At 72.6% G+C, this 25,173-nt stretch carries 19 protein-coding genes and 1 riboswitch; of the genes, 16 read left to right on the top strand and 3 right to left on the bottom strand.

The annotated features are described in order from the left end of the window. Positions 1-354: 354 nt before the first annotated feature. The 9 genes from OG417_RS13505 to OG417_RS13465 all read left to right on the top strand — a co-directional run bounded on the left by OG417_RS13505 (position 355) and on the right by OG417_RS13465 (position 11,902). Positions 355-597 (top strand): hypothetical protein, encoded by a 243-nt coding sequence (locus OG417_RS13505; protein ID WP_329255070.1) that lies wholly within the window; start codon positions 355-357, stop codon positions 595-597. 105 nt (positions 598-702) lie between these two features. Beyond that, positions 703-1,584: an SIS domain-containing protein gene (locus OG417_RS13500; protein ID WP_329255067.1), complete on the top strand. Its 882-nt coding sequence runs from the start codon at positions 703-705 to the stop codon at positions 1,582-1,584. Next, a complete protein-coding gene (locus OG417_RS13495; RefSeq protein WP_329255064.1) occupies positions 1,581-2,462 on the top strand; it encodes an ROK family protein in 882 nt (293 codons plus the stop codon). Before OG417_RS13500 ends, OG417_RS13495 begins: the two co-directional genes overlap by 4 nt. Further along, positions 2,459-3,556, top strand: a complete 1,098-nt coding sequence (gene nagA, locus OG417_RS13490) for an N-acetylglucosamine-6-phosphate deacetylase (protein ID WP_329255062.1) — start codon at positions 2,459-2,461, stop codon at positions 3,554-3,556. The genes OG417_RS13495 and nagA overlap by 4 nt, the downstream gene beginning before the upstream one ends. After that, positions 3,553-4,467 carry a 1-phosphofructokinase family hexose kinase gene (locus OG417_RS13485; protein WP_329255059.1) on the top strand — a complete coding sequence of 305 codons (915 nt, stop codon included), beginning with the start codon at positions 3,553-3,555 and terminating at the stop codon, positions 4,465-4,467. The genes nagA and OG417_RS13485 overlap by 4 nt, the downstream gene beginning before the upstream one ends. Before the next feature lie 202 nt (positions 4,468-4,669). Continuing rightward, positions 4,670-7,408, top strand: coding sequence for a transglycosylase domain-containing protein (locus OG417_RS13480; RefSeq protein WP_329255056.1), 2,739 nt, complete (start codon positions 4,670-4,672; stop codon positions 7,406-7,408). An 86-nt stretch (positions 7,409-7,494) separates the two neighbouring features. After that, a riboswitch (SAM riboswitch) is annotated at positions 7,495-7,608 on the top strand. A gap of 36 nt (positions 7,609-7,644) precedes the next feature. After that, positions 7,645-8,898 (top strand): aminotransferase class V-fold PLP-dependent enzyme, encoded by a 1,254-nt coding sequence (locus OG417_RS13475; RefSeq protein ID WP_329255054.1) that lies wholly within the window; start codon positions 7,645-7,647, stop codon positions 8,896-8,898. 146 nt (positions 8,899-9,044) lie between these two features. Then, positions 9,045-11,537 carry an SseB family protein gene (locus OG417_RS13470; RefSeq protein ID WP_329255051.1) on the top strand — a complete coding sequence of 831 codons (2,493 nt, stop codon included), beginning with the start codon at positions 9,045-9,047 and terminating at the stop codon, positions 11,535-11,537. Beyond that, the gene (locus OG417_RS13465) at positions 11,534-11,902 is read left to right on the top strand and encodes a hypothetical protein (RefSeq protein ID WP_329255047.1); all 369 of its coding nucleotides are present in this window, start codon (positions 11,534-11,536) and stop codon (positions 11,900-11,902) included. Before OG417_RS13470 ends, OG417_RS13465 begins: the two co-directional genes overlap by 4 nt. 500 nt (positions 11,903-12,402) lie before the next feature. On the opposite strand, the gene OG417_RS13460 is transcribed toward OG417_RS13465, so the two are convergent. After that, positions 12,403-12,768, bottom strand: coding sequence for a hypothetical protein (locus tag OG417_RS13460; protein ID WP_329255043.1), 366 nt, complete (start codon positions 12,766-12,768; stop codon positions 12,403-12,405). On the opposite strand from OG417_RS13460, the gene OG417_RS13455 reads away from it, so the two are divergent. Continuing rightward, entirely contained in the window at positions 12,767-12,988 is a 222-nt protein-coding gene (locus tag OG417_RS13455; protein ID WP_329255040.1) for a hypothetical protein, read from the top strand. The two genes, OG417_RS13460 and OG417_RS13455, sit on opposite strands and share 2 nt — an antisense overlap. A gap of 17 nt (positions 12,989-13,005) precedes the next feature. Here OG417_RS13455 and OG417_RS13450 read toward each other — a convergent pair whose 3' ends face one another. Continuing rightward, the gene (locus tag OG417_RS13450) at positions 13,006-13,824 is read right to left on the bottom strand and encodes a TrmH family RNA methyltransferase (RefSeq protein WP_329255037.1); all 819 of its coding nucleotides are present in this window, start codon (positions 13,822-13,824) and stop codon (positions 13,006-13,008) included. 50 nt (positions 13,825-13,874) lie between these two features. Then, the gene (locus OG417_RS13445) at positions 13,875-14,867 is read right to left on the bottom strand and encodes an endonuclease/exonuclease/phosphatase family protein (RefSeq protein WP_329255034.1); all 993 of its coding nucleotides are present in this window, start codon (positions 14,865-14,867) and stop codon (positions 13,875-13,877) included. Positions 14,868-15,253: 386 nt separating this feature from the next. Between OG417_RS13445 and OG417_RS13440 the strand changes: the two genes are divergently transcribed. The 6 genes from OG417_RS13440 (at position 15,254) to OG417_RS13415 (ending at position 25,162) form a co-directional block, all read left to right on the top strand. Then, a complete protein-coding gene (locus OG417_RS13440; protein ID WP_329255030.1) occupies positions 15,254-17,599 on the top strand; it encodes a substrate-binding domain-containing protein in 2,346 nt (781 codons plus the stop codon). A gap of 192 nt (positions 17,600-17,791) precedes the next feature. Further along, complete coding sequence (locus OG417_RS13435; RefSeq protein WP_329255027.1) at positions 17,792-19,294, top strand: RNA polymerase sigma factor; 1,503 nt, start codon at positions 17,792-17,794, stop codon at positions 19,292-19,294. A 48-nt stretch (positions 19,295-19,342) separates the two neighbouring features. Next, the gene (locus tag OG417_RS13430) at positions 19,343-21,028 is read left to right on the top strand and encodes an AMP-binding protein (protein WP_442875679.1); all 1,686 of its coding nucleotides are present in this window, start codon (positions 19,343-19,345) and stop codon (positions 21,026-21,028) included. Positions 21,029-21,320: 292 nt separating this feature from the next. Then, positions 21,321-22,736 carry an RNA polymerase sigma factor gene (locus OG417_RS13425; protein WP_329255021.1) on the top strand — a complete coding sequence of 472 codons (1,416 nt, stop codon included), beginning with the start codon at positions 21,321-21,323 and terminating at the stop codon, positions 22,734-22,736. 84 nt (positions 22,737-22,820) lie between these two features. Beyond that, positions 22,821-23,639 carry an isocitrate lyase/PEP mutase family protein gene (locus OG417_RS13420; protein WP_329255018.1) on the top strand — a complete coding sequence of 273 codons (819 nt, stop codon included), beginning with the start codon at positions 22,821-22,823 and terminating at the stop codon, positions 23,637-23,639. Positions 23,640-23,794: 155 nt separating this feature from the next. Next, entirely contained in the window at positions 23,795-25,162 is a 1,368-nt protein-coding gene (locus OG417_RS13415) for an RNA polymerase sigma factor (protein ID WP_329255015.1), read from the top strand. The last annotated feature ends 11 nt before the right edge of the window (positions 25,163-25,173 follow it).

Genomic DNA, 25,173 nt, shown 5'->3' with positions numbered 1-25,173 from the left:
GGTGACCATGGTGAAGCCGTGAAACGGGCCGATTCCCGCCGTTCGACGGCGTACGCAGATGGAATACCTCGCGGCATGTCCACTATCGGGACTAATGACCTGCTATGCGGCACACGATGAACGCCGAACGGCCCGCCCGAACGGCTTTACACGTCCCCGGAGCGACCACTTCCGGACACCGCCGAGACCCCGCCGCCACCTGCGGGTCCGCCCGTAATGCAGGCACAAGTCAAGCCGCTTATAGAAATGATCTTAAATGCGCGGCGAGGTGACCCACATTCGACCAACGGCTTCGCCGGGACGAAGGCCCGCTCGATCAGCGTGACGCGTGAAATCGACGGGAGAGATCGGCACATGTTCCCCGCGTCCGTCGCGGCCCGCCACTACGACGGGCTCTTCGTGCCAGGGTTCGGCTTCGCCGCCTCCCACTACGGGCTGCCCCTGGATCGCCGTGCCCGTTCGCCGCGCAGTCCGCGGTGGAGGAGGCGCTCACCCGGCTCGCGAAGGGACGACGCCCGGCCGCCCGATGGCTCCATCGGCGTCGCCGGCCGCCTCGACCTGCTCGAACGCGACGTCAGCCGCCATCACGACCGGTGATCCGGGACCCGCCTTCCCCCGATTACGCTCCCTTGGCGAGTATGTGTTCATTAGTGCATGATGCGAGCACGATTCGCGCATGAACGAGCACGCGTGGAGGCGGGTTTGGCGGATTATCACGTCGAGGCGGAGATCGACAGTCAGCCGTCGTGCTGGCGTCAGGCCGCCGAGCGGCTACCCGGCGTACGGGAGGCGCTGCCACGCGACGGCGATCGGGTCGCGGTCTTCGGCTGCGGCACGTCGCTGTACATGGCGAAGGCGTACGCCGCCCTCCGGGAGGCCAAGGGCCTCGGGGTCACCGACGCGTTCGCCGCCTCGGAGCTGCCTCCCGGCCGGGAACGAGAATACGACCGCCACGTCGCGATCACCCGCTCCGGCACGACCACGGAGGTGCTGCGGGCCATCGAGCGCCTGCCCGAGACGGCCGCGACCACCGCGATCACCGCCGTGCCCGACGCGCCGATACCCGACGGCACCCGCACCGTCGTCCTGGAGTTCGCCGACGAGCGGTCGGTGGTGCAGACGAGGTTCGCGACGTCGGCGCTCGCGCTGCTGCGCGCCTCCCTCGGCGACCCGGTGCCGGACGCCGACGCGACGCGCGCGCTCGGCGAACCGCTCGCCCCCGAGTGGCTGGAGGCCGAACAGATCACCTTCCTCGGCCGCGGGTGGACGGTCGGCCTGGCCGACGAGGCGGCGCTGAAGGCGCGCGAGGCGGCGCAGCTGTGGACCGAGTCCTACCCGGCGATGGAGTACCGCCACGGGCCGATCAGCATCGCCCAGCCCGGCCGGCTGACCTGGATGTTCGGCCCCGCGCCCGACGGGCTCGCCGAAGACGTGGCCGCCGCCGGGGCGGCGTACGCCGCGAGCGACCTGGACCCGATGGCGCACCTCATCGTCGCCCAGCGGCTGGCCGTCGCCCGCGCGCGGGCCCGGGGGCTGGACCCGGACCGGCCGCGGTCCCTCACGCGCTCGGTCGTCCTCCCATGATCGTCGCTCTCGACGTCGGCGGCACGTCGATGAAGGGCGCGGTCATGGATCACTCCCTGGAGCGGACGGCGACCGTACGGCGGCCCACCCCGCGCGGTGAGGCCGCCGTCGCCGCGGTCCTGGACACCGTCGGCGATCTGGTCGCGCAGGCCCCCGGGGCCGAGGCGGTCGGCCTCGCCGTACCGGGCATCGTCGACGACGAGACCGGCGTCGCCGTCTGGTCGGAGAACATCGGCTGGCGCGACGTGCCCTTCCGCGCCCTGATCCAGGAGCGCACGGGCCTGCCGGTCGCGGTCGGGCACGACGTACGCGCGGGCGGCACGGCCGAGCAGCGCCTCGGCGCGGCGCGAGGGGCGCGCAACTCCCTCGTCGTGCCGATCGGCACCGGCATCGCCGCCGCGATGGTCATCGACGGCCACCTGTGCGTCGGCAACGGTTACGCCGGGGAGATCGGCCACATGTCGGTGGGTGCCGACGAGCCCTGCGTGTGCGGCGGCACGGGCTGCCTGGAGGCGGTGGCGTCCGGGCCGGCGGTCGCGCGGCGGTACGCCCGGCGCACCGGGCGCGAGACGACCGCGGACGCGGTCGCGGCGCTGGTCGCCGAGGGCGAGCCGGACGCCGTGGCGGTGTGGGCCGAGACGGTCGGCTGGCTGGGCACCGCGCTCGCCGCCGCGACCGTCCTGACCGCGCCCGAGGTCATCGTCATCGGCGGCGGCCTGTCCCGCGCCGGCGACCTGCTGCTGGAACCTCTCGCCGATGACATCGAGTCACGCCTGACGTTCCACCGCAGGCCGCGCCTGACCATCGCGCGATTCGCCGACGAGGCGGGGTGTGTGGGCGCCGGACTGTGGGCACTCGACCTGTTGGAGACGCAATGACGGTGTTGAGCGCGGACAAGGTCGTCGCCTTGGACGGCGTCCTCGAACCCGGCTGGGTGGAGGTCGCGGGCGGCCGGATCACGGCCGTCGGCCAGGGCGTGCCGGAGCGCGCCGACCTGCACGGCGCGGTGATCGTTCCGGGCTTCGTGGACCTCCACTGCCACGGCGGAGGCGGCGCCTCGTTCGACTCCGCCGACCCCGGCGAGTGCGCCCGCGCGGCGGCGTTCCACCGCGAGCGCGGCACCACGACGCTGGTGGCGAGCCTGGTCACCGCGGCGCCGGACGCCCTCGAACGCCGCGCGTCCGTGCTGTCCGAGCTCGCCGCCGACGGCCTCGTCGCCGGAATCCACTACGAGGGGCCGTTCCTGTCCCCGGCGCGCAAGGGCGCGCACGACCCGACACTGCTGCGCGCCCCCGATCCCGCGACGGTCGAGCGGCTGCTCAAGGTCCCGCACGTACGCATGATGACGATCGCGCCCGAGCTGGACGGCGGCCTGGACGCGCTGCGGCGGGTCCGGGAGGCCGGTGCCCTGCCCGCGGTCGGCCACACCGACGCGACGTACGAGGTGACGCGGGAGGCGGTCCGCGCCGGCGCGCGGGTGGCCACACACCTGTTCAACGGGATGCGTCCCCTGCACCACCGCGAACCGGGCCCGATCCTGGCCCTCCTGGACGCGCCGGACGTCGTGGTCGAGGTGATCGGCGACGGCACGCACCTGGACCCCGCGGTCGTGCGCCACGTCGCCCGTACGGCCGGGGCCGGGCGCGCCGCGCTGGTCACCGACTCCATCGCCGCCGCGGGCATGGCCGACGGCGAGTACGAGCTCGGCGGGCTCGGCGTGGAGGTACGCGAGGGCGTGGCGCGGCTGACCGAGGGCGGTTCGATCGCGGGCAGCACGGCCACCGCGGCCGAGATCTTCCGCCGCGCGGTGCGCGACTCCGGCCTGTCCCTGGAGGAGGCCGTGCGCATGTCCTCCACCACCCCCGCCGCCCTGCTGGGGCTGTCCGACCGCGGCGCCGTCTCCCCCGGGCTCCGCGCCGACCTGCTGGTGCTGGACGACGACCTGGGGGTACGGAAAGTCGTCACGGCATGATCGTCACGATCACGCCGAACCTCGCGCTCGACGTCACGTACGAGGTGACGGAGCTGCGCCCCGGCGAGACGAACCGGGTCGACGCGGTGCACGCGCGGGCGGGCGGCAAGGGCGTGAACGTCGCGCGGGTCCTGCGGTCGCTGGGCCACGACGTGCTCGTCCTCGGCCTGGCGGGCGGGCCGACCGGCGACGCCGTACGCATGGAGCTGGAGGCGTCCGGGCTGGCGCACGACCTGGTGCCGACCGCCGGAGAGACGCGGCGGACGGTGACCGTGGTGGCCGGCGGCGAGGCGACGATGCTGGGCGAACCCGGCCCGGCGGTCGCCCCGGACGAGTGGGCGGCGCTGGAGGAGCGCGTGCCGGACGCCGACGTGCTGGTGATCTCGGGCAGCCTGCCGCCCGGCGTGGACGGCGAGGCCGTGGCCCGCCTGACCGCCCGGCTGTCCGCCCGCGGCCTCCCGGTGATCGTGGACGCGTCCGGAGACGCCCTGCTGCGCGCCGCGCCGTACGCCTGGGCGGTCAAGCCCAACGCCGAGGAGCTCGCCGAGACGACCGGCACCGGCGACCCGGTCGCGGGCGCGCGGATGCTGGGGGCGCCCGCGGTGGTCGTGTCGCTGGGCGCCGACGGGCTGCTCGCCGTCACCGCCGACGGGGTGCACCGTGCCCCGCCGCCGCGGCGGGTGTCCGGCAACCCGACCGGCGCGGGCGACGCGGTGGTGGCGGCGCTCGCAGCGGGCCTGGTCGCCGGTGGCGCGGTGTCGTGGCCGCGGCTCCTCACCGACGCCGCCGCGCTGTCGGCCGCGGCCGTGCTCGCGCCTCTCGCGGGTTCGTTCGACCGGTCCGCGTACGAGGAATTTCGCGTTCGGCGTCCGTCGTCGCCGGATAAGGGACGCGATGCAGCCGGTGCGTAAGAATGCCCGGCCGCGCGGTGTGAAAGTGGCCACCGCCTAACAGGATCCTTAGCCTCTTTGGCTTAGGATCGTCAAGACCCCGGACGCCCAATACGGTTGAACCGATCAGCCGAGCCCCTTTGGGCGGGTTCGCGAACTCCGGCAGGTCACGGGGGATGGATGAGCGACATCAACGACGTCATCAGGGGCTGGGGAGCCCGAAATGTCTGACAAGCCAGTAAATAACGGTGACGCGAACCTGTCCGCGGGCGGTGGCGGCTCGCGACGGGAGCCGGACGAGGACGACGTGGTCGCACGCGATGACGAGGTCACGGACGACGCCGACAACGACGCCGGCCCCCAGGACGCGGCGGACGAGACGCCGGTGAGCGACTCCGGGCCCGGCGATCCCGCGCCCGAGGATTCCGCGTCCGGGGATTCCGGCCCGGCCGCCGAGGACACCCCGGCCGGTGAGCGCGGCCCCGCGACCGCCGCCGGTGCGAGCGACGCGGACGACGAGCGGCCGGACGACGAGCGGGACGAAGACGACCGGCACGACGACGCGCACGAACGCGAACTCGCCGACGACGACGGCGAAAAGGACGACGGAACGACCGCCGCGAAGACCCCTCCGTCCGGCGGCGCGGACGACGACACCCTCTCCCCCGGCTCCACCGACGAACCCGGCACGCACTCCGCGGACGAGCCCGCTCCGGCCGACGTGACCAAGCCGGTCATCATCCCGCCCGAGGACGACAAGGCGGACGAGGCGGAGGAGCCCTCGCAGGGCGTACGCCTCGCGGCGGCCTCCTCCAAGGACACACCCGGAAAGCCCGCAAAACCGGGAAAGAAGACCAAGAAACCGCAGGACCGCCGCATCAAGTACGCGCGGCGCGCGGCGTACGTGCTCGGCGTCCTGGTGCTGCTGCCCATCATCGGCTTCGTCGTCGTCTACCTGATGACGCCGGTCCCCAGCTCGGCCCAGCCCACCGCCAAGGCGCAGCAGTCGGTCTTCTACTACAACGACGGCAAGACGGTCATCGCGCGCACCGGCGACTTCGACCGCCGCCCGGTCGACCTGAAGGCCGTCCCCCCGCAGGTGCGCGACGCGGTCATCTCGGCCGAGAACCGCAGCTTCTACAGCGACTCGGGCGTGTCGGTGAAGGGCTCGGCGCGCGCGGTCTGGGCGACGCTGACCGGTGGTTCGATGCAGGGCGGCTCGACCATCACCCAGCAGATGGTGCGCAACTACTACAGCGGCCTGTCCCAGCAGCGCACCGCGAGCCGGAAGCTCAAAGAGATCATGATCGCGCTGAAGGTCTCGCGCGAGAAGGACAAGGACTGGATCCTCCAGCAGTACCTCAACACCATCTACTTCGGCCGCGACGCGTACGGCATCGAGTCGGCCGCGCAGGCGTACTACGGCAAGGACGTGCAGCAGCTCACCCCCGCCGAGGGCGCCTACCTCGCGGCGGCGATCCAGGTGCCGACCTACGCCGGCGACCTCACCATCCCGGGTGCCCAGTCGTACATGCGGTCGCGGTGGCAGTACGTCGTGAGCGGCATGGTCCAGATGGGCGCCATCAGCCAGCAGCAGGTCGCGACGATGAAGTTCCCCACCCCGGCCAAGCAGAAGCAGAAATCGATCTACGCCGGTGACAAGGGCTACATGGTCAGCCTGGCCAAGGCCGAGCTGCGCCGCATGGGCTACACCGACAACCAGATCAACATGGGCGGGCTGAAGGTCCGGACGACCTTCGACAAGGACCTCATGGCCGCCGCGCGGCAGGCGGTCAAGCAGAACATGCCGGCCGGCACGTCGAAGAAGATCCTCACCGGGCTCGTGTCGATCGATCCGGACAACGGCGAGGTCAACGCCTTCTACGGTGGCAAGGACTACATCGACCAGCAGTTCAACAACGCGTTCGACGCGAAGGTCCAGGCGGGTTCGGGCTTCAAGCCGTACGTGCTGGCCGCCGCGCTGGACGACGGCGAGAGCCTCAACACCTACGTCGACGGCAGCTCGCCGCAGACCTTCGCCGGAGTCGCGCTGCACAACGACGAGAACGAGAACTTCGGCATGGTCAACCTCGTCACCGCGACGCAGGACTCCATCAACACCGCGTACGTCAACCTCGGCCAGAAGGTCGGCCTGGGCAAGGTGGTGTCGATGGCGGAGAAGGCCGGCATCCCGGCCGCGCAGCTCGAGCCGCACAAGGACGCCGCGACGCTTCCGCTCGGCGTCGCCGACGTCAGCGTCGAGCAGCAGGCGGCGGGCTACGCGACGTTCGCCTCGGAGGGCGTCTACCACGCGCCGCACGTCATCAGGTCGGTCACCGCGCCCGGCAGCAAGACGCGCAAGGTGACCGAGCCGGGCAAGCGCGCGTTCAGCACGACCGTGGCGCGCGACGCGACGTACGCGATGCAGAAGGTCGTCGACGCCGGCACCGGCACCAACGCCGGGCTGCCCGACCGGAACGCCGCCGGCAAGACCGGGACGACGAGCGACGGCAAGCAGCTGTGGTTCAACGGGTTCATCCCGCAGCTCACGGCCTCGGTCGGCATCTTCCGCAGCGACAACAAGCCGCTGTCCATCCCCGGCTACTCCTCGTACGGCGGTGACCTGCCGGCCCGGATCTGGCGTTCGTACATGGTGCAGGCCGACCAGGTGCTCGACCTGGATCCGAAGTCGTTCGGCGCGCCGTCGGTCTACACCGGCGGGGGCGGGCGGTCGACGACCGTCCCGATCAACCCGCGCCCGCACCCGACCGGGTCGCGGCCGGTGACCCCGCCGCCGACGGGCCCGACGAATCCGGTCCCGCCGACCGACGGCCCGCCCGGGGACGGCGGCGGTGACGGTGGCGGCGGTGGCGGCGACCAGCCGACGGACCCGCCGCCGACCGGCGGGACGCAGCGCAACCTGCAGCGGCACGGCCATCGGATCCCGCACCTGTACGGCTGACCCCGCACGCGCAGACCCGCCCGGAGCACCCGCCCGTAGGCCCTGTCTACGGGACGCTTCGGGCGGGTGTTGTATTCTCTCCGTCAGGTCATGAGCGCCAGCGTCAAGCCCCGGCTAGCTGGCCGGCAACCCTCCGTCCGTGGCGGGGTGCCCCGGGTGATGACCAGGTCCGGCACGACCGTGCCGGACAAGCGCGGACCCCTCTGCGGGTCCCTGGTCCCCGCTGGAGGTTACCCATGTCCCCTGCGTCCGCCGTCGTCGACCTCGCCCCCGCTCCCCTCCGGGTCATCGGTCAGGACGTGCCCGTCCCCCTCGCGGACGGCCGCAGCGTTCCGTACGCCAACCTCGACTACGCCGCGAGCGCGCCCTGTCTGGAGACCGTGCGCGCGGCGATCGACGCCGCCCTGCCCTACTACAGCAGCGTCCACCGCGGGGCGGGCCACGCCTCGCAGGTGACCACCGACCGGTACGAACGCGCGCGGGACACCGTGCGCGCGTTCGTCGGCGCCTGGCGCCGCGACGCGGTCGTGTTCACCCGCAACACCACCGACGCGATGAACCTCCTCGCCCACGCGCTGCCGCAGGGCACCACCGTCGTGGTCTTCGAGTCCGAGCACCACGCGACGCTCCTGCCGTGGCAGCGCGGCGGCCGGGTCGTCCGGCTGCCGGCCCCGGTCTCGCCGTCGGCGGCGGTCGCCGCCGCGGACGAGGCGCTGGCCTCGGCCCCGGCCGGTCCGCGCCTGCTCGTCGTCACCGCCGCCTCGAACGTGACCGGCGAGCTGTGGCCGGTCGCCGAGCTCGCCCGGGTGGCGCGCGAGCACGGGGCGCGCGTCGCCGTGGACGCGGCGCAGCTCGTCCCGCACCGGCCCCTGGACATGACCGCGCTCGACGTGGACTACGTGGCGTTCTCCGGGCACAAGCTGTACGCCCCGTTCGGCGCGGGCTGCCTCGTCGGCCGGGCCGACTGGCTGCGCGCCGCCGAGCCGTACCTGTTCGGCGGCGGCGCGACCGCGAGCGTCGGCGACCAGGTCGTCTGGGCCACCGACCCGGAGGCGCGGCACGAGGCGGGCACGCCGAACGTCCTCGGCGTCGTGGCTCTCGCGGCGGCGTGCGAGGCGCTCACCGACTGGGACACGCTCATCGCGGAGGAGGAGCGGCTGCTGGCCCGGCTGCGCACCGGCCTGGCCGCGATCCCCGGCGTACGGGAGCTGTCCCTGTGGGGCGACCTGAGCCCGCGGGTCGGCATCGTGTCGTTCGTCGTGGACGGCCGCAGCGCACGCGACGTCGCGACCGAGTTGTCCGAGAAGTACGGCATCGGGCTTCGTGACGGAAAGTTCTGCGCACATCCGTTCCTGCGGCGGCTGCTCGGCGAGGGCGCCGGGGGTTGCGACGACGGCGACGGCACGGCGCTGCGCGCGAGCTTCGGCATCGGCACGACCGACCGGCACATCGACCGGCTCCTCACCGCTCTGCGGCGGCTCGGTCACTGAAAGTCGCATGTCATCGACGAAGTGTGCCGCCAGGGCGACCCAGATGTCCGGAGCGCGCCGTGCCGTCCCACCAGACTCGGCATACTCCGAAGCACCGCCGGTTTCATCCGGGTACGGTGGACACTCCGCTATCGAGCTTCCGGGGGGTGGCGACATTGACCGACGCGTGGGAGCCCGCGAATCAGCTCGAACACCAGCTCCGTGACGCGCTACGCGATGGCGACCAGGACACCTACTTCAAACTCGTGAGCGGCGCGGAACTCTTCGTTCCGCTGCCGCCGGGCGAGGCCGAGTCGGTGCTGGCCAACCCGGGGTCGTTCACGTGGCCGACGAGCACCCGCGAGGGCCGTACGCAGGTGCTCGCCTACACCTCCGGTGAGGCCGGGCGCGCGTGCCTGGGCCCGGCCTACCAGCACTTCGTCCACATGACGCTGGCCGACATGGCCCGCACGTGGCCCGACCAGGAGTGGTGGCTCGCGCTGAACTCCGGCCTGCCCATCGAGGGCTACCTGCCGGCCTGGTTCATCGGGCAGCTCACCGCGGGCATCTCGCCGGTTCCCGGCGAGTCGCCGCCGCAGGACGCCGCGGCGGCTCCCGGCGCGGAGACCGCGCCGCCGGCCCAGCAGGCCTCCCCGGTGTCGCAGGGCACGCACGAGTCGCAGCACGCGCAGGAGGCGCCGATCCAGGCCGCTCCGCCCGCTCCGTTGGGCGACGCACCGGCTCCGGACGCGCCTCCCGCGCCGCCGGCGCCGCTCCAGGACGCCGCGCCGCCGTCCGCGCCGCTTCAGGAGCCGGTGCCGCCGACCGCGCCGCTCCAGCAGGTCGCGCCGGCGTCCGCGGAGAACGGCGCGCAGCCGGGCCCCGTCCCCTCCGAGGACGCCTTCGAGACGACCGTGCACGACGGCATCCCGGCCGTGCCGGCGCAGGACGCGCCTCAGCCGTCCGAGCCCGCGCCGGCGCCCGAGTCCGGCCTGCCCGCTCCCCCACCGGCCGAGCCCGCCCCCGCCGAGCCCGCGCCCGTACCCGCCGCCGAGCCGGTGCCGGCCGGCGCCGCCGACCCGGCCGCCGAGGCCGCGCCGGGCACGCCGCCGCCCGCCCCGGCGTACGACGTGCCGCCGCCGCTCGACGGGCCGCTCGACGTGGACGCGTCACCGCTCGTGCTGCACTTCACCCCCGACGCCGAGTTCACGCCGCTCGACGAAGAGGAGCGGAGCCTGCTCGAGGCGGCCACGCGCGGCGACCGCGAGGAGTTCCTGCGGACCCTGCTCAGCGTCCGCCAGATCTGGGTGCCGGTCGTCGACGGCGGCGACTCGATGCTGGCGCCGGGGCGCCCCGGCTTCCAGTGGTACGTCGACGACTCCTCCGGCCGTCCCGTCGTGCCGATCTACACCGGACCGGGGCGGATGCGCGACGCGATGGGCGGTCACCCGTTCGTGCTGTCCGACCTCGCCAAGGTGCTGCGCTTCTGGCCGGACCCGGCGCTGGAGCTCGTCATCAACGGCGGCACCGCGATCGGCGCGTCGGTCCCCGGCGACCGCGTCACCCCGATGGCCGAGCAGGTCGACGCCGCCGCGGCGGCGCGGCTGGCCCGCGACTTCCCGGCGCAGAGCGACGCCGAACGCCAGATGTTCGACGTGCGCGGCGACGCCGACATGGTCGTGAAGGTCCTCATGGACGCCACGGTCTTCCTGCCGGTCTGGAGCCGTACGCCGCCCGCCGTGCAGACCCGGCCGGGCGACCCGTCGTTCCCCTGGTCGGCCGTTCCCGTACGCGGGCGGCCGTCCGTACTCGCGTTCACCTCCTTCGACTGGATGAAGGCGGCGGTCGGCACGACCGGCTTCGTCATGCCGACGTTCGCCGAGCTCGTGGCGGGCTGGCCGGATCACGGCTGGAGCGTGTCGGTCAACCCGGGGACGCCGATCGAGCTGGTCCTGTCCGGTGAGCAGCTCCGTGCGCTGTCCGCCGTCGGCCTGGAGCGGGTGGCCGAGGACATGCCGCCACCCGTGCTGGAGGGCGGGGTGCCGCTCGGCGACGCTCCGGCGCCCGCCGGCGCACCGCGCCGCGAGGACGACGCCGAGGCGGCGCGTACCGACGTGCCGCAGGAGGCCGGCGCGCGGCCCGAAGCCACCGCCGACCGTCCGGCCGAGGCGCCGCGCGGGCCGTTCGCCATCATGCAGAAGGTCGTGCCGCACGACCAGGTCGCGTGGCACCTGGAGCAGGCGTACGACCGGGTGGCCGGCTTCGTGCACCGGGTCCAGGACGTGGTCGACCTGAACACCCCGAAGCTGCTGTACGAGTCCCTCGGCCTGCTGCGCGAGGGCTCGCCGTTCCACCCGGACGACACCGAGGTCCACGTCATCCGCTGGCCCGCGTACCGGTCCGGGCTCTACCGCATCCCGTTCGGCGGCCAGACCGAAGAGGCGATGCGGGCGTGGGGCGACGGCGGCTGGGTGCTCGAGCACCCGCCTTTCGGCGGTGACGGCTTCGCGCCGGGCAGCGCCGGCAGCATCCGCGAGTACAAGGTCGACAGCATGCGCCTGCCGCACGGCTCGGAGATGTACGCCATCGGCAGCGACGCCTCCGAACGCTTCGTCGCGCGCTGGGACGCCGACCGGCTGGTCTGGGGGGACACGGAGTGATTCGCGACGGCTACACCGCACGCTGGCGCGGCGCGGAGTACGACGCCACGCCCGGCGTCGACGGCGAGGTGCGGCTCTACGCCACCGAGCCCGCGGAGGGGTTCGACGAGGTGGGCCCGGCCCGGTTCGTTCGCGTGGTCCGCGACGCCGAGGTGGACGACCTGCGGTACGTCCGGACGCACTGCACGTGGCGCGGAGAGCCTTTCGTCGTCATCGGGGAGCACAGCGGCTGGGTGCGGCTGGAGTACGCCGGTGGCCGCGCCCCGGTCGCGGCGGCGCTGGGCCTGGAGACGGTCGACGCCGGCGTGTACCAGATCTGGGTCTCACGCGAAGAGATCGACCAACTACGCGAGGAGAACATTTAGGGCATTCGGGGCGACAAGTTCGCTTGCCCTGTTGATTGATCGGCCTTGACGTGATCGCATGATTCTTACCTCACGCATGACGAAGCGTAGGGTTGAAATCAACGACAAGCGTTGAGGAGGTCGTGGGCGGTGCTCGCACGATCGGTACGAACCCCACTGATCATCAGCGTTGGCACAGGCATCGTCCTGGTCAGCGGCACCGCGGCAGCCCTCGCGGAGGCGACGGACAGCCCGTCCCCCACGACGTCGGCCTCGGGCTCCGAGAGCCCCAGCCCGACCCCGACCCCCACGCCGCCCGACCCAACGCTGTCTGTGACCTTTACGCACGTGCCTAGCTCAGTGCGCCAAGGGCAAAAGGCGACGATGTATGTGCAGGTCACACCGCATATTCCCGACGGTTCCAAGGCCCCGACCGGGCTCACGCTGCATGTCGGAAGCTCACAGGCGACTGTCCTGTTCGAGTCAAACAGCAAGCACGACCTCGCCATCAAGTCGCTGGCCTATACGAAGTCGGTAGCTATTACCGTTTCTGTCCCGAGTGACATGTCCACCAAACGCAAGGTGGGGGTGTGGGCACAGGCCGACGCGGACAACACCCCCGTGGCGAACGCGAGCCCGTCCCTGTCGTTGTCGGTGAAGGCCAAGTCATCGTCCTCGTCTTCGTCATCCTCGAAGTCCGGTGGGTCGAGTAAGAGCAGCGGGTCGAGTAAGAGCAGCAGCGGTAGCAGCAGTTCCAGTACGTCGGATCTGCCGAGCGGGCTGGGGTCGTCCGGGAGCACGCCGGCGCCGTCCGTCGCTCCGTCGAACGATCCGGCCGTGTTGCCCTCGATCGCGCCGTCGCAGACGCCGTCGACCGCTCCGGTCATGAATACCAGCAACTCCCAGCAGATGCGCGGGACCGCCGACGCGGCCGACGAGCTCACCTTCGACAAGCTGGCCAGCACCCAGGCGGCCTGGCTCGCCGCGCTTCTCGTCGCCTTCTCCCTGCTCCTGACGCAGGTACGGCTCGGCCGGGCCCACGCTCGCACGCCGAAGCAGAAGGGCGCGCACCGCAGGACGCGCCGTCCCGGCGGCGGCGCGCACTGACGTCCGCGCCGCGCGCGCTACAGGACGCCGGGGCGCATCAGTTCGTGGCAGGCGATCGCCGCGGCCGCGACCACGTTGAGCGAGTCGACGCCGCGGTCCATCGCGTCGCCGCTCATCGGGATGCAGACGGGTTCGTCGGCTTCGCGGAGCCAGCGGGAGGACAGGCCGTCGCCCTCCGCGCCGAGCATCAGGGCGACCCGCTCTCCCCGCGGCGCCTTGCCGATCGGCGTGGCCGCCTGGTCCGGGGTGAGCGCCAGCAGCGTGAACCCGGCCGCGCGCAGTTCGTCCAGGCCGCCGTGCCAGTCGGTCATCCGGGCGTACGGCACGGCGAAGACCGCGCCCATCGATACCTTGACCGAACGCCGGTACAGCGGGTCCGCGCACCGGGGTGACAGGACGACCGCCTCGACGCCGAGGGCCGCCGCGCACCGGAAGATCGCCCCGACGTTGCCGTGGTCGACGAGGTCCTCCAGCACGAGGATGCGGCGTACGCCCGGCAGGAGCGCGCCGGTCGGCGGCAGCGGCAGGCGCTCCATCGACGCGAGCGCGCCGCGGTGCACCGGGAACCCGGTCACCGCCTCGGCCACCGCGTCCTCCACGACGTACACCGGCGCGTCGCCGAGCACGTCGGACAGGGGCTCGACCCAGCGGCGCGCGGCCAGCACGGAGCGTACGGGATGGCCCGTGGCGATCGCCCGGCGGATGACCTTCTCCCCCTCGGCCATGAACAGGCCGTGCTCGGCCTCCAGGCTCTTGCGGAGGTTGACGTCGCGCAGGCGGGTGTAGTCGGCGAGACGCGGGTCGGCCGGGTCGGCGACGGGGATCAGGCGGGCCATGCCTCCAGTATCGCGACCCGAGCGCCCCCCGGGCGCCTCGCCCGGCCCGGTCAGGGCAGCCGGAGCTCGGTGAAGAGCGCTCGGTGGTCGCTGGCGGGCTGGAGGTAGATCTTGACCCGTTCGATCGCGCAGCGCCGGTCGGCGAGCACGTGGTCGATCGTGATCGGCGGCCACGGCCGGAACGTCGGCACGAGGCCCTGCCCGGTCGCGTCCGCGGCGTCCGTGAAGCCCTCGCCGATCAGGTGGCGCAGCGGTGCGTGGTCGAGTGTGGCGTTGAAGTCGCCCGTGACGATGCCGACCTCACCGTGCGGGGTGGGCGTCGGGATCTGCTTCAGGTCGTGCCGCCACCTCGCGGCGTCCGGGCCGAGCGGCGCCGGCGGGTGCGCGGCCGTGAAGCGCACGGGCGCGGCGCCCGGCACCTGCAGGGTCGCGTTCACCATCGCGAAGGTGGTGGATCCGCGGTCGGGCCGTTCGGTCAGCGGATAGCGGGAGTACAGGCCGGTGCCCTCCGGGCCGCCGCGCGGATCGATCACCCGGTACGGCATCAGGCCCTCGATGCCCGCCGCGTCGAGCCGCTCGGCCGCCGCCGGGGTGAACTCCTGCACGCTGAGCACGTCGGCGCCCGTACGCCGGACCAGGTCGACCAGGCCGGCGTCACCTGCCTGGCCGAACTTGAGGTTGGCGGTGAGGATCCGCAGGCGCGGGCCGGTCGCGTCCGGCTGCCCGCCGCCGAACGCCCTCGGCAGCACGATGCCGGCGTACACCGCGGCGACGGCGACCGTGACCCCGAGCGCGATCCAGTTGCGGGTCAGCGCGGCGACGGCGAGCGGGATGACCACGCCCGCCGCGACGTACGGCACCACGGCCATCGCCGGGATCAGGATCGAGGAGAAGGAGGACATCCGGTCGACACCGACGAGGCGCGCGGCCGCCCAGAGCAGCCAGATCGCCACGAGAATCCAGGTGATCACCGTTGTCCACCGCCGCCGAGTGGCCGGTCGTGCCGTCGCGTCGTCGTCCCGTACGGTCGCGAGTCTCGTCATGCTGCGCTCCCCCCGTAGCCGTGGGCCCCTGCCCTACTGTGCACGACGAAGCTGAGCGGCGGGTTCAGGTTCGGCCGTATACCAGACCGAATCCGTTGACGCCACGTGGGCGGGCCGTCACCGGCGCTCGCCCCGGGCGGTGGGGTCAACCGGACGTAACAGGATTTCTTACCGGAGCCTGTCCGCGACGGCGCAGCGTATCGGCCCAGGAGTCAACTCAAGGCGGTGCGCGGAAGTTCGTTTCTTTACCGGCCGGCAAGCTTTCCAGTCATGACCGGCCCGCGTTGACCTGCGGAAAGTTCTCCTTGGTCTCTTTGGTCACATCGGGAAGGGGAGGCTACAGTGCCGCTCTAGATCCACCCATCTCCCGCGAAAGAGGGACAACCGTGAGCGGACGTCGCCGCAAGGAGGAGCCCTCGGGCGGCACGCCGGACGACGGGCAGCCAGGCCGTCCGATGCCACCGGGCGGCGCGAACCCCGGCGACGCGGATCCCCATCGCCGACCGGCCCAGCGCGATCCGTACGGCGCGGGCGGCGGACGCGACTCGTACGGTATGGGTGGCGAACGCGACCCGTACGGCGTGGGCGGGGGACGCGATCCGTACGGCACGGGCGGGGGACGCGATCCGTACGGCGGCCGCACGAACGGTCCCCCGGGTGGCGGAGGGTATGCGGGCGGCCCGGCCGACGACCGGCGTCCCGGGCAGGGGCGTGACGGCTACATCGGGCCCGGCCTCGGCCGGTCCGGCGTCGGCATACCGGCCGGCGGGTACGGCGGCTCGGACTTTCGCAGCCAGGGGTACGGCAACTACGGAACACCCTCGAACGGACCGGGTCAGAACCTTCCCCCACAGGGCGGCCCAGGCCAGAACGCCTCCGGCCAGGGAGGCTCGGGCGACGACGGCTACGGACGCGACGACCGGAGCCGGGGTGAGAACGGCCGCGAGGAGGGCGGACGCCGCCGGGCGGGATCGGGCGCGGGGGGCGGAGGGCGACGGCGGGCCGTGCGCCGCCGCTCGCTCGGCACGCTGATCGGCCCGCTCGCCGGCGCGATCGGCCTGGCCATCCTCCTCGGCGCGGGCGTGTACGCGCTCGCGGGCCCGCGGGGCTGCGGCAGCGACGCGATCAAGCTCAACGTGGCGGCGGCGCCGGAGATCGCCCCGGCCATCAGCCAGGTCACCAAGTCCTTCGACGACGCGCGGCACTCGGTGAACGGCAAGTGCGTGCAGGCGACCGTCAAGGCGTCGGACCCGGCCGGCATGTCCACGGTGCTGTCCGGCGGAGGGTCCGTGCCGGGCGAGGCCGACCCGGACGTGTGGATCCCCGACTCCTCGCTGTGGGTCACGATGGTGCGCAGCACCGCCAAGGGCGCGTCGAGCGTCCATCTGACGCCGACCTCACTGGCCAAGACGCCGATCGTCGTCGCCACGTCGCGGACGTTCGCCAACAAGATCCACGGTGAGGGCATCCGCCCGACGTGGGACATGCTGCTCAAGGCCACCGACGCCCTCGCCGCGGGTGCGGTGAGCAAGAACGACATGCTCCCGGCCAACTCGGTCCACCTGCAGATCCTCGACCCGAACCGCAACGCGGGCGGCATCGGCGCGGTCGTGATGACCCGCGAGCTGCTGCAGGGCGACCCGAACGCCGACCCGATCTTCACCCAGATCGTCCGCAACGTGCAGAACAGCCTGTCGCCGACGCCGCAGGCCCTGTTCGCCAGCTTCCACCGCGACCTGCACGGACGTGCGCCGGTCGTGATCGTGCCCGAGCAGGCGGTATGGAAGTTCAACCACGGGAACCCCTCCACTCCGGCCACCGCGCTGTATCCCAGCGAGGGCCTGCTGAGCCTGGACTATCCGTTCACGCTGGCCACCGACGACGATGACAAGGTGAGCGCGGCCGGCCTGCTCGAGCAGGCGCTCGGCGGCGCCGACGCGAAGAACGCCGTGCGCGCGCTCGGCTTCCGTACCCCCGACGGCCATCCGGGCGACGGCTTCACCGCCCAGAACGGGCTGAGCCCCCGGGTGCCCCGCGCGCTGCCGACGCCGGCCGCCGGCGACGTCACCGACGTCATGCAGGCGTGGACCAAGCTCTCCCTGCGCACCCGGATGCTGACTCTTCTCGACGTGTCGGGGTCGATGGCCCAGCCGGTCGGCAACGGCCTGACCCGCATGCAGGCGACCGCCCAGATCGCGCAGAACGGCCTCGCGATGCTGCCCGACGACACCGACCTGGGGCTGTGGACCTTCTCCACCAATCTGAACGGCGCCCTGGACTACCGGAGCGAGGTGCCGATCGGGCCGCTGTCCACCCGCCTGGGGTCGGGCACACGGAGACAGGAGATCCTGTCCGCCCTGGGCCGCATCCGCCCGAAGCCGACCGGGAACACCGGCCTGTACGACTCGGTGCTGGCGAGCGTGCGGTCGATGCAGAAGAGCTACAAGCCGGGCTACTACCACTCCGTCCTCGTGCTGACCGACGGGAAGAACGACGACGACAACGGCATCTCCCTCACCTCCCTGCTCGGTACGCTGAAGAAGGAGGCCGACCCGGACCGGCCGGTCGAGGTCGTCTTCATCGGCTTCGGGCCGGATGTGGACATGTCCGCGATGCAGAAGATCGCGTCGGAGACCAACGGCGAGGCGTTCCACGCCCTGAAGCCTCAGGACGTGCAACGCTTCCTGCTGGAGACGATCGCGCGGCGCATCTGTTCGCCGCAATGCCACTGAAATCGCCAACACGAGTTCATATCGGTCTATTCATTCAGCGGAGGATTTTCTTGGACTAGTGGCAGGATCCTGTAAACCAGGCTCCCGGCTGCGGCGTCTTGTACATGAAGGAGGCCCGACGGGAGCGGGGCGTCGGGCCTCCTTCTTCACTTCCGGGGGCCTGTCCGGGCATGACACTCTCGGGAGGAACCTGTGGCCGGTTGGCCCAGTCTCGGCCGTGTAGAGGATCGTCGGCTGGCGCAGTCCCTGCGCGACGGTGACGCCACCGCACTGGCGGAGATCTACGACTTCTACGCGCCGCGCCTGTTCGACTACTGTCACGCGCTGCTCCGCGACCAGGACATGGCCGCGGACGCCCTGCACGACTCGCTCATCGCGACGCAGGAGCACATCGGCAAGCTGCGCGAGCCCGAGCGCTTCCGCAGCTGGGTCTATGCCATCGTCCGCAACGAGTGCCTGCGGCAGCTCGCCGACCCCGAGCGTCCCGAGCAGCGCCACGGGGCGCCCGAGCAGAACGAGGACGCGTTCCTCGACGCCGAGGAGCGCCAGCGGCTCGAGGAGACCCGGCAGCTCGTGCACAGCGCGCTCGCCGGGATGGCCGCCCGCCACCGCGAGGCGATCGACCTGTCCGCGCGGCACGACCTGTCCGCCGAGGAGCTCGGCGGCGTGCTCGGCATCTCCTCCCAGCAGGCGACCGAGCTGGTCGCCCAGGCGCGCGACGACCTGGACAGCTCTCTCGCCGCCGCCATCATCGCGCGTACGGGACGCGGCGACTGCCCGAGCGTGGCCGCCCTCGTGGACGAGAACGAGTGGCCCCTGCCGTCGGACGTCGCGCGCAAGCTGATCCGCCACATCGAGTCCTGCCCGGTCTGCCGCGACCGCCGCAAGCGCAAGGTCTCCACGAACCGGCTGATGCAGGTGCTGCCGGTCGCGGCGATCCCCTCCGACCTGCGGATGGCCGTGCTGTCGCTCGCCGACGCGCCCGACCAGCACGAGAACCGCACGCGCATCGCGCAGCGCGCCGAGCCGTTCGACGTCTGGGGCTGGCCGACCAGCCTCGAACGCCGCGCGCAGCCGGCCCGCAAGGACCGGCGCGGCGACGGCACGTCCTCGCACCTGCTGCCCGCCGTCGCGGTGGCCGCGTGCGTCGTGCTGGTCATCGGCGCCATCTTCCTGCTGACGGGCGGCGGGTCGGAGGACCCCAAGAACCTGAACAACAAGGTCCCCGGCAACGTCGCGGCCGGTCCGAGCGACAGCCCGTCGGACGCCTTCCCCTCGCCGAGCGACAGCGTCGAGCCGTCCCCGTCGAAGACCAAGCACACGCCGACGCCCACGCCCACCAAGCACACGCCGACCCCGACCCCGACCACCCACCGCCCGGCCCCGCCGAAGACCCACAGGCCGACCACCAAGCCGAAGCCGGGCACCCTGTCCGTCACCGGCAACTGTGCGCTGGATGACGGAGATGACGACTGCCAGGTCACGGTGACCGCCGTCGGCGGCGCGGTCCCGTGGACCGCCAAGGCCTCCGGGCCTATATCGCTCGACAGGTCGAGCGGCCGCCTCGCGAAGGGCGATCACGCCACTGTGACGGTGACGAAGGACGCCGGCGCCTGTCCGACGGACAGCGCCGAGGTGTTCTTCTCCCCGAACGGTTCCATCAGCGTCTCCTGGTCCTGCGGCATCTTCGGCTGATCGCCACGGTATTTACGTGATCGGCGGGGCAGTGCCAGGATGCGACACATGACCCCCGATGCCGCCACCTTCAAAGCGGCCCGCGATTTCCTCCTGGCGCAGGCCGAAGACTACGACGCCGCACGCAGCGGGTTCCGATGGCCCGACGCGCCCGGCCTCAACTGGGCCGTGGACTGGTTCGACGGCGTGCTCGCCGCCGAGTCGCCGGACGCCCCGGCGCTGTGGATCGTGGAAGAGGACGGCTCGGAGGCCAAGCTCACGTTCGCCGAGCTCGCCGACCGGTCCAGCAAGGTGGCGGGCTGGCTGCGGAGCCACGGGGTCGCGCGGGGCGACCGGATCCTGCTCATGCTCGGCAACCAGGTCGAGCTGTGGGAGACGATGCTCGCCGCGATGAAGCTGGGCGCGGTCGTCATCCCGGCGACCACGCTGCTCACCCCGGCCGACCTCACCGACCGCATCGAACGCGGCGGCGTGCGGCACGTCGTCACCGGCACCGGCCACACGGCCAAGTTCGACGGTCTCGCCGGCGAGTGGACGCGCATCTCGGTCGGCCCGGCCGAGGGCTGGCTGTCGTACGAGGACGCGTACGGCGCCGAGCCGTACGCCGGGGGCACGGAGACGACGCACGGCGGCGACACGCTGCTGCTCTACTTCACCTCGGGCACGACGAACAAGCCGAAGCTGGTCGAGCACACCTACACGTCGTACCCGGTGGGGCACCTGTCCACGATGTACTGGATCGGGCTGCGCCCCGGCGACATCCACCTCAACGTCTCCTCGCCGGGCTGGGCCAAGCACGCGTGGAGCAACTTCTTCGCGCCGTGGAACGCCGGCGCCTGCGTGCTGGTGTTCAACTACACGCGCTTCTCCGCGCCCGCGATGCTCGACGTGCTCAAGCGCTGCGAGGTCACGAGCTTCTGCGCCCCGCCGACCGTGTGGCGCATGCTCATCCAGGAGGACCTGTCCGCGTGGCGGCTCCCGCTGCGCACGGTGGTGGCGGCCGGCGAGCCGCTGAACCCGGAGATCATCGACCAGGTGCAGAAACACTGGGGCCTCACCATCCGCGACGGGTACGGCCAGACGGAGACGACGGCGCAGATCGGCAACTCTCCCGGCCAGCCGCTCAAGCCCGGATCCATGGGGCGTCCGCTGCCCGGTTACACGATCGCCCTGATCGACCCGGCCACCGGAGAGAAGGGCGACGAGGGCGAGGTCTGCATCGACCTGTCCGACCGCCCGGCGGCGCTGATGGTCGGCTACCACGGTGACGCCGAGCTCAACGACGCGGCCATGGCCGACGGTTACTACCACACGGGTGACGTCGCGACGAAGGACGCGGACGGCTACATCACGTTCGTGGGCCGTACGGATGACGTGTTCAAGGCGTCGGACTACCGCATCTCGCCGTTCGAGCTGGAGAGCGTGCTGCTGGAGCACGAGGCGGTGGCCGAGGCCGCCGTGGTCCCCGCGCCCGACCCCGTACGCCTCGCGGTGCCGAAGGCGTACGTCAGCCTGGCGGCCGGGCACGAGCCGACGGCCGAGACGGCGCGCGCGATCCTCGCGCACTGCCGGGAGCACCTCGCGGCGTACAAGCGGGTGCGGCGCGTCGAGTTCGCGGACCTGCCCAAGACGATCTCCGGCAAGATCCGCCGGGTCGAGCTGCGCGGTCTGGAGGGCGACGAGCGCCGCCCGGAGGAGTTCCGCGAGGAGGACTTCCCCGACCTGAAGGGCTGACGGGCCGAAAAGGCGAATCGGCGCCGGTCCGCTCGTATCGGGCGGGCCGCGCGCCGTGCCGGTGAGGCTCCGGGAGACGCCGCCGCCCGGCGGTGCGCGGCGCCACACCGGTCACCGTCGGTCACGGCCTCCTGGGACATCACCGAATCACATCAACAGCCAGTAGCCGGATATGACATATTTGCCATTAAATCCTCCAAAGTAGCTGTAGATGGTGGCAGGATCCTGTGAACCCACGCCCCGGGTGGGACGTCTGTGACCTCGTGCCCCACCAGTTCAGCAGGAGGACTCCGTGGCCGCATGGCCGAGCATCGACAGGGACGCCGACCAGCGACTCGCTCAGGCGCTGTACGCGGGTGACCCCCACGCCCTGCCGGAGATCTACGACTCGTACGCCCCACGGCTGTTCGACTACTGCCACGTCCTCCTCCGCGACCAGGAGGCCGCGGCGCTGGCCCTGCACGACTCCCTGATCACCGTCCAGGAGCGCATCGGGCACATCCCCGACGCGCGTCTCTTCCGCGGCTGGCTGTACGCGGTGACCCGGGACGAGTGCCTGCGCCGCCGCGCGTACGCCGAGCTGCCGGCCGAGCGACAGCGTGCGCCCGAGGCGGACGGGATCGAGGCCGACGAGGCGACGCGCCGGCTCGTGCACGAGGCGCTGCTCGTGCTCAGCGGCGCCCAGCGGGAGGCGCTCGACCTGTCCCTGCGGCACGAGCTGGACCCGCACGAGCTCGCCGAGGTCCTCGGCGTGACGCCGCACGAGGCCTCCGTGCACGTGGCCCAGGCCCGGCACGACCTGGACGACGCGTTCGCCGCCGTGGTGGTGGCGGCGACGGGGCGCGATGACTGCCCGAGCGTGGCGGCGCTGGCCGGTCCGCCCGACGCGCCGCTGGACACCGAGACCTGCGGGAAGCTCGCGCGCCACATCGCGAGCTGCCCGATCTGCGGTTCGCGGAGCAGCCGCAAGGTCGCCACCGCACGCCTCCTGAACGCCATGCCCACGGCGGCCCTCCCCGCCGCGCTGCGCTCCCGCGTGCTCACCACCGCATCGGCCCCCGAGCTCGCGGATCTGCGGGAGACGATCGCGATGCGCTCCGACCCCCCGCCCGAGCCCGAACCCGACCTGGAGCCGGAGCCGGAGCGCACCGGCCCGCGCCTGTTGCCGATCTTCGCCGCCGTCGCGTGCGTCCTGGTCATCGTGTGCGGGGTGTTCCTCCTGCTGCCCGGTTCGGGCGAGGAGAAGACGAGCGGCGGGCAGCCGCTCGCCGTACCCAGCGAGTCGTCGTCGGCCGACGACGTCCTCCCGTCGGACTCGGCCGCGCCCGAGCCGAGCACCAGCGACACACCGAGCCCGACCCCGTCCAAGTCGAGCAAGACGCCGACGCCGACCCCGCACACGACGAAACGGCACACCCACCGCCCGAGGCCGACCGCGCCCCAGCGTCCGGGCACGCTGTCGGTCTCCGGCTGTCACATGTCCGGCACCCGGCACTGCTCGGTGACGGTCACGGCCAAGGGCGGCCCGGTCGACTGGCGCGTGACCGGGACCAGCGGCAGCGTCAGCGCGAGCGGCGGCGGAAGCCTCGGCGCGGGCCAGAGCGACTCGGTCACCGTCACCCGGACCGACAGCTTCTGCTTCGGCAGCGGCAGCGGCTCGGTGAGGTTCGACTCCGGCGCGTCGGCGTCGGTCACCTGGAGCTGCTGACCGGGCCCTGGCGCCGGGTGGTCCGGCGCGGTGGACCCCAAGTGGCCCTTCTGCCCGGCCGCGCCGGGACGTACGGTCGGGCTCATGAGTCTCATCGACAAGGCCGCGCGGCTGCGCGAGCTGCACCGGAGCGGGCCGCTTCTCATCCTGCCCAACGTGTGGGACGCCGCGAGCGCCCAGGCGCTCGCGTCCGCCGGGTTCCCGGCGCTCGCCACGGCCAGCGCCGCCGTGTCCCACGTTCTCGGCTACGAGGACGGTGAGGGCGCGCCGCCCGAGGAGATGTTCGCGGCGGCGGCCCGCATCGCGCGCAGCGTCGACGTGCCGGTCACGGTCGACGCCGAGTCCGGCTACGGCCTGACGCCCGCCGAACTCGCCGAGTGCCTGCGCGAGGCCGGTGCCGTGGGCTGCAACCTGGAGGACACCCTCCACGGTGAGGCGGCCGGCGAAGTCGCGAGTGTGGGGGGTGAGGAGCGCCGGCGGCCGAAGGCACGGCACGTGCTCGCGGACCTGAAGGTGCAGGCCGACCGCGTCCGTGAGCTGCGGGAGGCCGATCCCCACCTGGTGATCAACGCGCGTACCGACGTGTTCATGGACGGCGCGCTCCCGGGCGCCTCGCCCGCGGACGTCATGGAGGAGGCGGTGGCGCGTGGCCGCGCGTACCTCGACGCCGGGGCCGACTGCGTGTTCCCGATCATGGTCACGGACGAGGAGGTGATCGGCACGCTGGTCGAGCGGATCCCCGGACCGGTGAGCATCCTCTACCGGCCCGGCGTGCCGTCACCGGCCCGGCTCGCCGAACTGGGCGTGGCGCGGGTGACGTTCGGGCCGGGCCTGCACCGCGCGACCATGGCCGTGCTCGGCGACCTCGCCGGACGGCTGCGGGAGGGCGTGGCGCCGTACTGACCCTGTTCCGGCCGGAATGGATTTCAACAAACTGCCATTGCGATTAAATCGCAATCAAACGCTCCAAAGCTGCGCTCGATGGTGGCAGGATCCTGGTTCCCACGACTGGTGGGACCCCCTGTGACCTCGTGTCCCATAGTTCAGCAGGAGCACTCGTGGCAGGATGGCCGAGTCTCGACAGGGACGCCGACGGGCGACTGGCCGAGTCGTTGATCGCGGGCGAGCCCACCGCACTGCCACAGATCTACGACTCGTACGGTCCGCGGCTGTTCGACTACTGCCACGTCCTCCTCCGCGACCAGGAGGCCGCGGAGGAGGCCCTGCACGACTCCCTGATCACCCTTCAGGAACGCACCGAACGGCTCGCCCACGCGCCGTTGCGCGCCCGGCTGTACACCGTGACGCGGAAGGAATGCCTCCGCCGCCGCGCGGACGGTGAGCCGCCGGGCGAGCGCCGGCTCGTCCCGGAGGCGGACGGGGCCGAGGACGACGAGGCGACACGTCCGTTCGTGCACGCCGCCCTGCCCGTGCTCAGCGCCTCCCAGCGCGAGGCGCTCGACCTGTTCCTGCGGCACGAGCTGGACCCGGACGACCTCGCCGAGGTCCTCGGCGTGACACCGCACGAGGCGTCCATACGCGTGGCGCAGGCACGGAACGACGTGAACGACGCCTTCTCCGCCGTCGTCGTGGCGGCGACCGGGCGCGAGGACTGCCCGGACGTGGCGGAGCTGGCCCCGCCGGGTACGCCGCTGGACGACGGGACCTGCGGGAAGCTCGTCCGGCACATCGCGAGCTGCCCGATCTGCGGCTCGCGGAGCGACCTCACGGTCGCCAACGCGCAGCTCCTGCGCGCCATGCCCGCGGTGGCCCTCCCCGGCGCACTGCGGGCCCGCGTGCTCGACACGGCCTCGGCCCCCGGGCTCGCGGACCTGCGGGCGACGATCGCGAAGCGCGCCGATCCCCCGCCCGAGCCCGAGCCCGAAGCCGAGCCCGAGCGCACCGAACGGCGCCTGTGGCCCATGCTCGGCGCCGCCGCGTGCGTCGTGCTCGCCGTGGGCGGGGTGTTCCTCCTGGCGCCCGGACCGGGTGGGGACGCGGCGAGCGGCGGGCCCTCACCGAGCCGGTCGTCCACGTCCGCCCGCCTGCTGCTCGGCTCGCCCGAGCCCAGCGGCAGCGCGACGCCGAGCCCGAAGCCGGCCGAGAAGACCCCGAGGCCGGCGCGTCCGACGCGGTACCCGGAGCGCCCGCGCTCGCCGCAGCGGCCGGGCACGCTGTCGGTGACCGGCTGCCACATGCCCAGCACCCGTCACTGCTCGGTGAAGGTCACCGCCAAGGGCGGGCCGATCAGCTGGCGGGTGACCGGGACGGTCGGCACCATCAGGGCGAGCGGCAGCGGGCGGCTCCGCGCGGGCCAGAGCGCCTCGGTCACCGTCACCCGGACCGACCAGTGGTGCATCGGCGTCCCCAGCGCCTCGGTGACCTTCAACGCGAACATCACCGCCACCGTGACCTTCAACTGCTGACCGGACGCGCC

Source organism: Actinoallomurus sp. NBC_01490, assembly GCF_036227085.1.
GTDB lineage: Bacteria > Actinomycetota > Actinomycetes > Streptosporangiales > Streptosporangiaceae > Actinoallomurus > Actinoallomurus oryzae.
The sequence above is the reverse complement of the archived record's forward strand: the minus strand, read 5'-3'. Positions and strand labels throughout refer to the sequence as shown.

What these genes read in the sequence shown, in the direction of transcription:
- OG417_RS13475 (WP_329255054.1), top strand. Translation starts at nt 7,645, where the DNA reads ATGTCCCCTGCGTCCGCCGTCGTCGACCTCGCCCCCGCTCCCCTCCGG.
- OG417_RS13420 (WP_329255018.1), top strand. Translation starts at nt 22,821, where the DNA reads ATGAGTCTCATCGACAAGGCCGCGCGGCTGCGCGAGCTGCACCGGAGC.
- OG417_RS13485 (WP_329255059.1), top strand. Translation starts at nt 3,553, where the DNA reads ATGATCGTCACGATCACGCCGAACCTCGCGCTCGACGTCACGTACGAG.
- nagA (WP_329255062.1), top strand. Translation starts at nt 2,459, where the DNA reads ATGACGGTGTTGAGCGCGGACAAGGTCGTCGCCTTGGACGGCGTCCTC.
- OG417_RS13480 (WP_329255056.1), top strand. Translation starts at nt 4,670, where the DNA reads ATGTCTGACAAGCCAGTAAATAACGGTGACGCGAACCTGTCCGCGGGC.
- OG417_RS13450 (WP_329255037.1), bottom strand. Translation starts at nt 13,824, where the DNA reads ATGGCCCGCCTGATCCCCGTCGCCGACCCGGCCGACCCGCGTCTCGCC.
- OG417_RS13495 (WP_329255064.1), top strand. Translation starts at nt 1,581, where the DNA reads ATGATCGTCGCTCTCGACGTCGGCGGCACGTCGATGAAGGGCGCGGTC.
- OG417_RS13505 (WP_329255070.1), top strand. Translation starts at nt 355, where the DNA reads ATGTTCCCCGCGTCCGTCGCGGCCCGCCACTACGACGGGCTCTTCGTG.
- OG417_RS13430 (WP_442875679.1), top strand. Translation starts at nt 19,343, where the DNA reads ATGACCCCCGATGCCGCCACCTTCAAAGCGGCCCGCGATTTCCTCCTG.
- OG417_RS13445 (WP_329255034.1), bottom strand. Translation starts at nt 14,867, where the DNA reads ATGACGAGACTCGCGACCGTACGGGACGACGACGCGACGGCACGACCG.
- OG417_RS13455 (WP_329255040.1), top strand. Translation starts at nt 12,767, where the DNA reads ATGAATACCAGCAACTCCCAGCAGATGCGCGGGACCGCCGACGCGGCC.
- OG417_RS13460 (WP_329255043.1), bottom strand. Translation starts at nt 12,768, where the DNA reads ATGACCGGAGCGGTCGACGGCGTCTGCGACGGCGCGATCGAGGGCAAC.